Here is a 12,039-nt window from a genome sequence, read left to right on the forward strand (position 1 = left end):
TGAGCGGCAACGCTTCCAGCGGCATGAAGACCGACGGGATCATGTACGACGGCAGTTCGGCGGCCAGCGCCGACTGCAACTGCTGCTATGGCCGCGCAGACCGCGAAACCGCTGTTCTGGGCGGTGCCCACCTCCTATCTCGCCGGAGTCGGCGCCGCTAGTGGCATCGCGCTGATCAACTCGATGGGCAATGCGGCCGGATTCGTCAGTCCCTATGCCTTCGGGTGGATTCAGGACGCGTCGCACGGCAACACCGGGCTGTCGATGGGCGTGATGATCTTCGCGAATGTCGGTGCGCTGCTGGTCCTGGCCGCGTTGGCGAGCCGGGCCCGGGGTCGTCGCGCGGCGCAGGCCGGGGGCGGGGTAGCCGAGATCGAGCGGGGGTCCGCGCCCGGCGTGGGCGCGTAGGCGTTCGATCGGGCGCCTACTAAGCTGGGCAATCGCCCGTGGCACTTGCCGCGGGCGATCCGTCGTTCGCTCCCCGAAGAGGTCTCGTGTCGCAGGATGTGCCCGCTGACAGCAAAGCCGAGGTGATCGCCGAGGAGATCCGCGACGCCATCCGGCAGGGACGGCTGCAGCGCGGCGTGCTCTACTCCTCGCGCGAGCTGGGCGAGATGTTCGGCGCGTCAAGGACTCCCGTGCGCGAGGCGCTGCTCAAGCTGGCCGATCTCGGGCTGGTGCGCATCGAGCGCAATCGCGGTGCGCGGGTGGTCGGGCAGGACGGGCGCGGCATCGTGGAGCTGTGCAGCATGCGAGTGCTGTTGGAACCGCCCGCGTGTCGCAGCGCCGCGGCGGTCATGACCGGCCGCGACGACGAGGCCATGCTGGCCGAGTTCCGGATCATGGAGCGCACGGCCGACGGCGGCGCGGAGTACTTCGCCGCCGACGAGGCGTTGCACGAGCTGATCCTCGCGGCGAGCGGAAATCTGCGGCTGGCCAAGACCGTTCGCGAATTGCGGCAGACGTTGACCCTCGACGGGCGGCACAGCGTGCCGCGCTATCAGCCGGTCGAGACCGCCTTGCGTGATCACTGGGACATCATCGACGCGCTGCGTAAACGCGACGGCGCGGCCGCTGAGCGGGCCATGCGCAAGCATCTGGTGCGCTCGGGTGATCTGCTGGTCGCGCACAGCAGCGAGAACGATCGCGGCCTGGTGGCCGAATGGCGGCGCTGGGTGTCGGTCTCGGTGCCCGAGGGCGAGCAGATCACCTACTGAGTTCTCGCTTCACCCCACTGGGTCCGGTCCGACCGGATCCAGCTAACTTCTATCAATCTGTTGCATGCTACTCGCCTTCATTAGTATGTTGTGAGTGGTTGTTGAACTGCCACTCGGCAGTTGGTCCCTGTGAAAGGACATGCTGTGGACCCCAATTCATATGCGGCGTCGATCGCGCGGGGGATCTGGGCGGCGCAGGTCGATCTGGTCGGATACGTTCCCTCGGTCAGCGTCGCCCCCGTCATCTCCGCGCTCGTGGATACCAGCGGCGGCCGCGCCGGCCGCTCGCGCACCGTCTTCCCGCTCTCCCGCGAGGAGGAGGCGGCGGGCGTGCTCGGCGCGCTCCCGCTGGCCGGGAAGTTCGGTGCGATCGTCATGCAGGACAACGGTTTCGGCAATGCGCTGACCGCCCTGACCACCTTCAATATCGCCTACCACCTGCCGCTGCTGATCGTGGCCAACACCCGCGGCGGGCTCGGTGAATACAACTCGATGATCCACACCTTCAGTCAGTACGCGCCCGCGCTGCTGCGCGAGATCGGGCTGCCGGTCTTCGAAATCGACAGGCGCAGTACGGCTTCGGACTGGGAGGCGGTCGTCACCGAGGCGGGTGCGCACGCGCGCATGACCTTCCGGCCCGCGATCGTGCTGGCCCACTTCTGGAACACCGACGGAAAGGCGGCCTGAGCGTGAAGCGCATCGACGCCCTGCGAATCCTGGCCGACCACACCGCCGAACTGCCGGTGGTGGTCACCTGCGCCGCCTCCAGCCGGGAACTGGCTGCGGTGGCCGACCGGCCCAATCACCTGTATCTGCTGGATGCCATGGGTCTGGCGGGGTCGGTGGCGACCGGCCTCGCGCTGGCCCTCCACGACACCCCGGTGCCGAAGGTGCTCGTCATCGAGGGCGACGGTTCCCTGCTGATGAACCCGAATGTGCTTGCCACGGGCGGGTTTCTGCGCCCGGACAAGCTGGTGATGGTGCTGCTGGACAATGCCGTCTACGGGGCCACCGCGAATCTGCCCACCTACGCCGAGGACATCGACCTGGGCCTGCTGGCCGAGGCGAGCGGATGGACCGTGCGGCGGGCCACGGACGCCGACGAATTGCACACCGCGATGCGCGAGGTCACCGAGCTGCCCGGCCCGGTCATGCTGCATGTCCATCTCGAAGCCGGTAACGCCACGAATGTGCCCAAGCTGCTGGAGGATCCGGTCATCATCGGCCGCCGCTTCCAGGACTGGCTGCACGCCGCCCGCACCACCGCGGCGGAGGTACTGCTGTGATCGGGACCGTCGATCCGACCACCGGACGCACCCTCGACACCTACCGCTTCACCTCCGACCGGGAGCTGGAACTGCGGCTGCGCCGCGCGCACTCCGCGGTCCGGATCAATGCCGAGCGCCCGATCGACGATCGGATCGCGGAATTCCGGATCCTCGCGCAGCTGTTGCGCGAACGCCGGGAGGATCTCGGGCTGCTGATGACCACCGAGATGGGCAAGCCGATCACCCAGGCCTGGGCCGAGATCGACAAATGCGCGCTGGCGTGCGACTTCTATGCCGACACCATGGCCGATCTGCTGTCCCCCCAGCAGGTGGATGTCGCCCCCGATATCGCCGAGGTGCGGTTGCGGCCACTGGGCGTGCTGCTGGCGATCATGCCGTGGAATTACCCGTTCTGGCAGGTGATCCGGGCGATGCTGCCCGCCATCGCGGTCGGCAACGCGGTGGTGCTCAAGCACGCCGACAATGTCACCGGGTGCGCGAAGGTGCTGCAGTCGCTGTTCGACGAGACCTTCGGCTACGGGGTGCTCACCCACGTGGTGTTGCCCCCGCACCGGGTCGCGCCGCTGATCGAGCATCCGGTGATCGCCGGGGTGGCGTTCACCGGCAGCAATCGGGTCGGGGCGCTGGTGGCGGCGACCGCCGGTCGGGCGGTGAAGAAGTCGGTGCTGGAGCTGGGCGGGTCGGACCCGTTCATCGTGCTCGACGACGCCGACGTGTCGGCGGCCGCGGCGGCCGCGGTGCGCTCGCGGTTCCTCAATGCCGGGCAGAGTTGCATCGCCGCCAAGCGAATCATCGTGCAGCGCGGCATCTTCGGCGACTTCGTCGAGGCCATGGTCACCGAGCTGGGCAAACTCGTGTACGGCGCGCCGACGGAGTCCGGCACCGACATCGGGCCGATGGCGCGGGTGGATCTGCGCAACGAACTGCGTCGTCAACTCGAGACGACGGTGTCGGCCGGGGCTCGGATCCTGTTCGGCGGCAAGGCCGATCACCGGCCGGGGGCATGGTTCCCGCCCACCCTGGTGCAGGTGCGCGACACCGACGCGACCGCCTTCCGGGAGGAGACGTTCGGCCCGCTGGGCGCGGTGCTGGCGGTGAGTTCGGAGGAGGCGGCGGTGGCCGCGGCCGAGGACTCCGTGTACGGGTTGAGCTGCTCGCTGTGGGGCAGCGACCGCGAGGCCATCGACCGCATCGCCCGCCGCCTGCACACCGGTTCGGTGTTCGTGAACCGCATCTCCGAATCCGATCCGCGCCTGCCCGTCGGCGGCGTCAAGGCCAGCGGCTACGGCCGCGAGCTGTCCCATTACGGCGTCACCGAATTCGCCAATGTCCAGACGGTGCGCAGCGCCGCGACCTCCAGGAGCCACCCGTGACCATCACCGCCATCCGCACCCGCGCGGTCGCCGTCCCCGTCGACAAGCCGACCCGGATGTCCAACCGCGAGTTGAACGTTCGCCACTACCTACTGGTGGAGGTGGAGGCCGACGGACACACCGGCGTCGGCTACACCTATGCAGGGACCGGCGCGGGCGCGCTGGCCAAGCTGGCCGCCGACGATCTGCTCGCGCCGGTGTATCTGGGCGCGGACGAGAACGACGTGGCCGGATTGTGGGAGCGCGCCTTTCAGGAGACGCTGTTGGAAGGGCGGCGCGGCACGGTGATTCGCGCGCTGTCGGCCTTCGATATCGCGCTGTGGGATCTGCGCGCCAAGCGCGCGGGCCTTCCCCTGGTGAGTCTGCTCGGCGGTTCGACCGCGCCGCTGCCGTCCTACGCCTCCGGCGGCTACTACCGTCCCGACGAGGGCTCCTGGACGGACGCGGTGATCCGCGAGATCGATTTCAACGCGTCGCAGGGGTTCACCGACCACAAGATCAAAGTGGGTGGCCTGTCGGTCGCCGAGGACGCCCGCCGCGTGGCCGCCGCCGTCGCCGCGATCGGTGACACCGGCCGACTGTCCCTGGACGCCAACAACGCCTACCGTTCGGTGGCCGAAGCCCGCACCGCCATCGAGGCTTTCGAACGCGCCGCCGGTGACCGTCCCCTGTGGTGGTTCGAGGAGCCCCTCTCACCCGAGGCGATCGCGGGCCACGCCGAACTCGCCCGCACCATCCGCACCCCGGTGGCCACCGGCGAAATCCACCAAACCCGCTGGGAATTCCGCCCTCTCATCGAGGCGGGCATCCCGGTCCTGCAATGCGACGCGGGCGTCGCGGGCGGCGTCACCGAATGGCTCCGCATCGCGAACACCGCCGCCACCTTCGGCCTCCAGATGGCCCCGCACTGGCACCACAACCTCCACGCCCACCTCTGCGGTGCCATCCCCAACGCCTTGGTGGTCGAATACTTCGCCCACGAGAAAGGCATCTACAACTTCGAACTCCTGCTCACCCCGGAATCGCGAATGCACTACGCCGACAACCAGGTCCACATTCCGGACCGTCCCGGCCTGGGCATCGAGTTCGACACCGTGATGGTGGAAAAATACGAGGTGACCGGCTGATCGGTCTGGCTATGCTGCGGCCGTGCTCCGGTTGATCTTGCTCATTCCGTTGGTGTGCTGGCTGGTGGCAGCCCGGCCGTCACGCCCGAGTCTCTACTACGGCCTGGCATTGACGGCTATCCTCACGGTCCAGTTCGTGGTGTCGTTCGAATCCTGGTCGCTGCGGTCGTGTTTCGACAGTGTCGAGGTGCTGCTGAGTGTCGCCGCCGGGGCGGTGCTGGTGGCCGGGCTCATCTTCGAGGTGCGCGGCACCGATACCCCGCTCGCCCGGATCGGTCTGGGTGCCGTCCCGGCGGTGTTCTATTGCGTCGCCGTGGTTTTCGGAACGGGGGCTGGTGGCTCGATGTGGAGAACGAGTCCGTGAGCGTCTACCTCCGGCCGAACACACCGGACAAGTCGACCACGGTGGTGACGATCGAGTTGGATCATCAGGGCTGCTGACCGGGCGCGGGTCAGGCGGCGGGGATCTTGATCTCGATCTCGCCGCCGAGGTGGTAGCCGTCGGGGAGGCGGAGGTTGTCGCCGCTCCAGAAGCTGCCCGGGTCGTAGCGGTTGGGGCGTTTGTGGGGGAGCAGGCCCATGGACTGGTAGGTCATGGCTACGATCTCGGCGCAGTAGGCGCTTTCCAGATCGGCTTCGGCGGCAGGGGATTTCGGGCGGTTGGGGAGGGGGACGCGGCCGCGGAACCAGCGGCCGGCCAGGGCGGTGGTGGAGGGGAAGGGCATGCCGTCGAGGCGGGCCACGGTGCGCAGGGCGGCGTTCTCCATCTCGGGGGTGACCGGGCGGTTCAGCTGGCGCAGCCACGCCTGCTGCCCGTAGGTGTTGGCCCAGCGCATGGCCGCGGCCCGGAGGTCGTGGAGTTGGGCGCCGCGATGGTGGTTGCCCGACCACACGTCCGGCAGCGCCTTGCCGAGTTCGGCGTGCCAGATCAGCGCCGGGAGATCGTCGATGACCAGGGCCATGCCGACATGGTTGACGGGGCTGTTGGTGAGGCCGCGGATCGCGCGGTCGGCGCCGGAATGTCCTCGGAACAGCCAGAGATCGCCGGTCCGGGTGAGCTCCACCGCTTGATCCAAACCGATACTCGACAGCGCTTCGTGTGGCACGAGGACTAGCCTAGGCGCATGCGATGGTGGAAGGTGCTCGGCTTGGCAGGGGCCGCGGGTGTCGCCGCGACCGGCGTGGTCATCGTGCGGTCGGAACGCAAACGCCGCGCCTACACCCCCGACCAGGTCCGCGACCGCCTACACGCCCGCCTCGGCGAGCAGCCCGGCGAGCCCGCGGGAGCGAATCCGACGAACTGACTTGCCCGCGAGCCCCGTCCGCTACGAGGAACTACTCGCCGGTGCGAGTGAAGCGCAGGGTCACCAGTTGGAAAGGGCGCAGCCGCAGGCGGATTCGGTCGCCTTCGGTGGTGACCGCGTCGGTGGGGGACGGGCGTTCCAACAGGTCGCAGGTGTGGTGTCCGGTGGTCTCGAAGTTCGGGGTGAGTACGGCGGTGCTGCGCGCTCCGGTGGCCTCGTAGAGGCGGAGGATCACGTCGCCGGAGCCGTCGTCGGCGAGTTTGACCGCGCTGGTGACGATCGCGTCGTTGTCGAGGGTGAACAGCGGTGCGACGGGTGCGGCGACGCCGGGGGTCAAGGGCGGGAGGTTGAGGCGGTAACCCTCGCGGACGGCGTCGGTGATGGTCGCGCCGGGGATGAGCGCATGGCGGAAAGAGTGAGTGCCGTGGTCGGTGTCGGGATCGGGGAACTGCGGGGCGCGTAGCAGCGAGGCGCGCACGATGGTGGTGGTGCCGCCGTCGGGGCGCACGGTGCGGGTGAGGTCGTGGCCGTAGGTGGCGTCATTGGCGAGGGCCACGCCCCAGCCGGGTTCGGCCAGATGCACGAAACGGTGATTGCACGCCTCGAACTTCGCCCACTCCCAGCTGGTGTTGGTGTGCGTCGGCCGATATAGGTGACCGAACTGGGTTTCGGCGGCGTAGCGGTCGGCGTGAATGTCCAGGGGGAAGGCGAGTTTCAGGAACTTCTCGGTCTCATGCCAGTCCACCGTGGTCGCGATCTCGAGCGCCGGGGAGCCCGGCCGCAGGGTGAGGGTCTGCTCGACGGTGGAGGAACCGAACGACCGCGTCAGCCGCACCGCGACCGCCGCTGAATCCGATTCCGCGGCAAGGAAATCCAGTTCCGTCAGATCGGTGACCCGATTGCGGTAGAACCGGTCGACATCCCAGGCATCCCACGAGTTCGGCAGATCCGGGTGCAGTTGCAGCAGATTGGCGGCCGCGCCCGGCGGCAGCGCCTCGCGCCCGTGCACCAGATCCACCAGCGAGACCACCAGACCACGCGCGTCCACCTCGGCCCGCAGCAGGTCGTTGGCGAGGACATAGCCGCCGCCGGCCCGTTCGGTCACCGAGCACGGCGATCCGACCTCCGCCGCTCCCGCACCCCCGGCGGGAATCCCGCGCCACGCGTGCGGAGCCGGGTTGAACACGTGCGGCCCCGATTCTCGCCCGCCGAGCATCCACTGCGCCCGCTCGATGAGCGAGGACAGCTCGGCGGCCACCGTCGCGTAGGTCTGGGCGGCCTCCCGATGCACCCAGGCGATGGACGATCCGGGCAGAATGTCGTGGAACTGGTGCAGCAGCACGGTTTTCCAGAGCCGGTCCAGGTCCGCGTACGGGTAGTCGAGACCGGTGCGCACCGTCGCGGTGGCCGCCCACAGCTCGGCCTCGCGCAGCAGATGCTCACTGCGCCGATTGCCGTGCTTGGTCCTGGCCTGACTGGTCAGCGTCGCGCGATGCAACTCCAGATACAACTCGCCCACCCACACCGCGGGCTCGGGATATTCGGCTTCGGCGGCCCGGAAGAAGTCGGCGGGGGACTCCCACACCACCTTCGGCGACCCTTCCAGATCGCGCATGCGGGCCGCCTTGGCGACCATCTCGCGGGTGGTCCCACCGCCGCCGTCACCCCACCCGGTCGGCGCGAGCGACCGTGACGCCCGCCCCTTCTCCTTGAAATTGCGTGCCGCATGGGCGATCTCGCGCCCCTGCATGGAGCAGTTGTAGGTGTCGACGGGTGGAAAATGGGTGAAGATCCGGGTGCCGTCGATGCCCTCCCACAGAAAGGTGTGATGCGGGAACGAATTGGTCTGACTCCAGGAGATCTTCTGTGTCAGCAGCCATTTCGACCCGGCCGCCTTGATGATCTGCGGCAGCCCGGCCGCGAACCCGAAGGTGTCGGGCAGCCACGCCTCCTCGTTGTCGATCCCGAATTCCTCGAGGAAGAACCGCTTGCCGTGCACGAACTGCCGCGCCATCGCCTCCGACCCCGGCATATTGGTGTCGGCCTCCACCCACATGCCGCCCGCGGGCACGAACCGGCCCGCCGCCACCGCCTCCTTGACCCGCGAATACACCTCGGGCCGATGCTGTTTGAGGAAATCGAATTGGGCCGCCTGCGACATCGTGTAGATGAAATCCGGTTCGTCGTCCAGCAGCGCGGTCATATTGGCGGCGGTGCGCGCCACCTTGCGAACCGTCTCGCGCAGCGGCCACAGCCAGGCGGTGTCGATATGCGCGTGACCGACCGCGGAGACGCGGTGGGCCGAGCCGATGGCCGGTCGCGCCAGCACGTCGGCCAGGCATGCGCGGGCGGCCGCGGCGGAGCCGTTCACATCCCGCAGGTCGACGGTATCCAGGGCGCGTTCGATGGCGCGCACGATGTCGTAGCGGCGCGCGGGATCCTCCGGCATCTCGTGCATCAGCTCGCCGAGCACCTCGAGGTCCTGCACCAGCTGCCATACCTGCTCGTCGAAGACCGCGAGATCCATTCGCCCCAAACGGTATTGGGGTTCGGTGCCCGCCGTCGCCTTATCGCCCAGTGCGGTCGGCCCGAAGAAGGGGATCACCGGATTGGACGCCGCATCGACATGCAGCAGCACCGGTTCACCGCCGACCGCCGGGGCGGCCACCCGCACCCACCGGTTCTGCGGATGCAACCCCTTCACCGGCGACCCGTCGGCCCGATACACCAGGCCCTCGCACTGGAACCCGGTCATGCCGCCGTCGAACCCGAGATCGATGATCGCCTCGACGATCTTGCCCGCCCAGGACTCCGGCACCGTCCCCTCGACGGTGAGCCAGCTGGTGCCCCACGGCGCACCCCAGCGTGTCCCCGGCTCCACCGGTGTGCGCGGCGCGGCCAAACCCGTTGCGACGGGCACGGGTTCATCCGGCGCGACCCACATGGACGCGGTCAGCGGCACCGATTCCGGATAGATGGCGGGAACGATGCGGCCCCCGAGCACGCGCCCGAGCCGATCCTCGATCAAACGGCGATCATCGTGCATGACGGTGGCTCCCATCCGATGGGGACGTGCTGGACGAACCGCTCGATGACCGACTCTAGTGGAGCCGCCGCTAGCCGGTGGTGGCGGAGCGGTAGGGGGCGGGCGCGAGTTGACGCAGTAACCGCAGGGCCGGGACGGTGAGGATCCCGGCCAGCCGGGTGTAGGGCCAGATCGCGATGAGCGCCACGAGGATCAGCCCGCGCACCTGGTAGACGGCCGGGGCGTGCGTCATGGCCAGCGGATCGGGATGCAGCGCCACCAGGGAACGCGCCCAGGTGAAAAGCGTTTCGGCGGTGCGGAATCGACCGTCGGTGGAGCCGCCGTCGAAGGTCACCAGCACCGACGACATCAGCGCGGCGGCCGTCAACGGCAGGGTCAGCCGATCCAGGGGCGTGACGCGGTGGCGGACATCGGCGGAGATGAGCGGCGGGATCAGGATCAGCGCGACACCGGTGAGAGTGATCGGCACCGCGATCACCTGGACCACCGCGAGCACCACCTGAATACCGTGATCGGGACGCGAATGCGCCCCGGAGGCAAGCATTTCCGCCACCCGCACCGCGAACACCACCGGGAATCCGGCCCGCGCTGCGCGGATCCCGATCCGCTGCGCCCGATCCAGATGCGTCCCGTACAGGTACCCCAGGAAGCCGTCGCGCCGGTACCGCCAGACATGCCCCGCCACACACGACACCACGGCCGCGTAGGGCAGCACCACCCACACCGTGATCATCATGCCCACACCTCACACCGCCGGTCACCGCATTGTCGCCGAGACACTGTCGCACGGACGACGCCCCGAGAGAAGTGCCGAATCGTGCCAACCTGCGAAGGACTTTCGACCCTGCGCGCCACCCCGATTTCGGCCGCCCCCGCACACAAGTGAGGGCGGTGTACCGCAATCGCCGGGACAGCGGCGGGGGCGTGGCGCATGATGACGGCATGGCTTCAGACGCGGCGGGGCGTGCCGCACTCGGAATGATTTGTGACAGCTTCGCGCCGGGGGACGGCGGCACGCTGGCGACCGCCTCCGACCTGGGGGTCGTCGATACCGTGACCGAGCTGCTCGGGCGCAATCCGCGCGCGGCGGAACGGCGGCAGTTCGAACTGCTCATGCGAATCTGGGACACCCGGCTTTTCGGCGCGCTCAACGGTGCGGGCTTCAAGAAGTTCTCGCGACTGACCCTCGAACAGCGCGAGCGATGGCTACTGGGAATGGCCAACTCTCGGCTCGAGAAGAAGCGCGCACTGTTCCAGGCGCTCAAGAGCGCGGCGGTCACCTCCTACTATCTGACGCCGGGACCGACCGGCAGGAACCCCGTCTGGGACCGGATCGGCTTCCCGCCCGACTTCGGCCCGGTCGAGGGCGCGACCCGCGGACTGACACCCGAGCGGCCCGACGCCGACACCACCATCGTCTGCGATGCGGTCGTCATCGGCTCGGGCGCGGGCGGCGGGACGGCCGCCGCGGTGCTGGCGCAGGCCGGGCTGGAAGTCGTTGTGCTGGAACGCGGGGACTATTACGACGACCCCGATTTCGGGACCGGGGAGAAGGACGGTTTCCTGCGGCTCTACGCCCCCGGCCCGGCGAGCACGGCGGAGGGACAGCTCGGACTGGTCGCGGGCACCGCCCTCGGCGGCGGCACCGTGGTCAACTGGACCACCTCCTTCCGCACCCCCGACGATGTCCGCGCGGAATGGGCCGGACTCGGGGCCGAGCAGTTCGCCGCCCAGGAGTACACCGACGCACTGGACGCCGTGGTGGCGCGCCTCGGCGTGAACCAGGACCACTCACCGGCCTCGCATCGCGACGAGATCCTCGAACGCGGTCTGCGCAAACTGGATTGGCATGTCGAGCCGCTGCCCCGCAATGTCGGCCCCGCCTGCGACGCCGGAATCGAATGCGGCCGTTGCGGTTTCGGCTGCCGGGTCGGCGCGAAGCAGTCGGTGGTCAAAACCTGGCTGGCCGACGCCGCCGCGGCGGGCGCACGGCTGCTGGTGGGTACCGACGTCCGGCGCATCGTGGTCGGCAATGGCAGCGCCACCGGTGTGGAAGCCGTGACCGCGCAAGGACATTCGGTGTGGGTGCGGGCCCGCGCGGTGGTCGTGGCGGCCGGTGCCGTGCAGACGCCCGCCCTGCTGCGCCGTTCCGGTCTGAGCAATCGCAATATCGGCGACTACCTCCGATTGCACCCGGCCACCGCCGTTTTCGGCGTGTTCGACGAGGACATCCGCCCCTGGGAGGGCGGCCTGCAGACCCGCTACTCCAAGCAGGATCGCGATCTGGATGGCAACGGCTACGGCGTCATCTACGAGACCGGGCCCATGACCCCGGGCATGTCGGTGGGCTTCCAGGCGTGGACCGGCGCGGCCGCGCACCGCGACCAGATGCTCGAACTGGCCAATACCGTCGCCGTCGGCATCATCACCCGCGACCGCGACCACGGCTCCGTCGAGACCGACAAGGTGGGGAAGGCCGTCGTGCGCTATCGCCTCTCCGCCCGCGACGCCGCCCACATGCACACCGGAATCGTCAATGCCGCAAGCATTCTGGAGGCGGCGGGCGCGCGGCGGATCTTCTCCGGCCATCCGGCCGGGGTCGGCTACGAGCCGGGCGCGAGCGGCTCGCACGAGGAGTTCGCGCAGCACGCCGCCGCGGCCGGGTACGCGCCGGGCCGGTGTT

At 69.0% G+C, this 12,039-nt stretch carries 12 protein-coding genes; 9 read left to right on the plus strand and 3 right to left on the minus strand.

The window, feature by feature from the left end; translation table 11 throughout:
• Window positions 1–87 precede the first annotated feature (87 nt).
• From ACWELQ_RS22195 to ACWELQ_RS22225, 7 genes are all read left to right on the plus strand, one after another.
• The gene (locus ACWELQ_RS22195; protein ID WP_452398959.1) at window positions 88–408 is read left to right on the plus strand and encodes a hypothetical protein; all 321 of its coding nucleotides are present in this window, start codon (window positions 88–90) and stop codon (window positions 406–408) included.
• A gap of 86 nt (window positions 409–494) precedes the next feature.
• On the plus strand, window positions 495–1,217 hold the full coding sequence (locus tag ACWELQ_RS22200) for a GntR family transcriptional regulator (protein ID WP_452398960.1): 723 nt from the start codon (window positions 495–497) through the stop codon (window positions 1,215–1,217).
• Between the two features lie 144 nt (window positions 1,218–1,361).
• Entirely contained in the window at window positions 1,362–1,904 is a 543-nt protein-coding gene (locus ACWELQ_RS22205) for a thiamine pyrophosphate-binding protein (protein ID WP_452398961.1), read from the plus strand.
• Window positions 1,905–1,906: 2 nt separating this feature from the next.
• Window positions 1,907–2,503: a thiamine pyrophosphate-dependent enzyme gene (locus tag ACWELQ_RS22210; protein WP_452398962.1), complete on the plus strand. Its 597-nt coding sequence runs from the start codon at window positions 1,907–1,909 to the stop codon at window positions 2,501–2,503.
• The gene (locus ACWELQ_RS22215) at window positions 2,500–3,879 is read left to right on the plus strand and encodes an aldehyde dehydrogenase family protein (RefSeq protein WP_452398963.1); all 1,380 of its coding nucleotides are present in this window, start codon (window positions 2,500–2,502) and stop codon (window positions 3,877–3,879) included. Before ACWELQ_RS22210 ends, ACWELQ_RS22215 begins: the two co-directional genes overlap by 4 nt.
• A complete protein-coding gene (locus ACWELQ_RS22220) occupies window positions 3,876–5,006 on the plus strand; it encodes a mandelate racemase/muconate lactonizing enzyme family protein (protein ID WP_452398964.1) in 1,131 nt (376 codons plus the stop codon). Before ACWELQ_RS22215 ends, ACWELQ_RS22220 begins: the two co-directional genes overlap by 4 nt.
• Window positions 5,007–5,028: 22 nt before the next feature.
• Window positions 5,029–5,370, plus strand: a complete 342-nt coding sequence (locus ACWELQ_RS22225) for a hypothetical protein (RefSeq protein WP_452398965.1) — start codon at window positions 5,029–5,031, stop codon at window positions 5,368–5,370.
• Between the two features lie 88 nt (window positions 5,371–5,458).
• On the opposite strand, the gene ACWELQ_RS22230 is transcribed toward ACWELQ_RS22225, so the two are convergent.
• Complete coding sequence (locus ACWELQ_RS22230; RefSeq protein ID WP_452398966.1) at window positions 5,459–6,112, minus strand: hypothetical protein; 654 nt, start codon at window positions 6,110–6,112, stop codon at window positions 5,459–5,461.
• 18 nt (window positions 6,113–6,130) lie between these two features.
• On the opposite strand from ACWELQ_RS22230, the gene ACWELQ_RS22235 reads away from it, so the two are divergent.
• Window positions 6,131–6,310, plus strand: a complete 180-nt coding sequence (locus ACWELQ_RS22235) for a hypothetical protein (RefSeq protein WP_452398967.1) — start codon at window positions 6,131–6,133, stop codon at window positions 6,308–6,310.
• Window positions 6,311–6,341: 31 nt separating this feature from the next.
• On the opposite strand, the gene ACWELQ_RS22240 is transcribed toward ACWELQ_RS22235, so the two are convergent.
• Both ACWELQ_RS22240 and ACWELQ_RS22245 read right to left on the minus strand, forming a co-directional pair.
• Window positions 6,342–9,356, minus strand: a complete 3,015-nt coding sequence (locus ACWELQ_RS22240) for an alpha-mannosidase (RefSeq protein WP_452398968.1) — start codon at window positions 9,354–9,356, stop codon at window positions 6,342–6,344.
• A gap of 70 nt (window positions 9,357–9,426) precedes the next feature.
• A complete protein-coding gene (locus ACWELQ_RS22245; protein WP_452398969.1) occupies window positions 9,427–10,092 on the minus strand; it encodes a respiratory nitrate reductase subunit gamma in 666 nt (221 codons plus the stop codon).
• Between the two features lie 206 nt (window positions 10,093–10,298).
• Here ACWELQ_RS22245 and ACWELQ_RS22250 point away from each other — a divergent pair.
• The coding region (locus ACWELQ_RS22250) for a GMC family oxidoreductase N-terminal domain-containing protein (protein WP_452398970.1) at window positions 10,299–12,039 on the plus strand (1,741 nt) is incomplete at its 3' end.

This window comes from Nocardia sp. NPDC004722 (assembly GCF_053601505.1).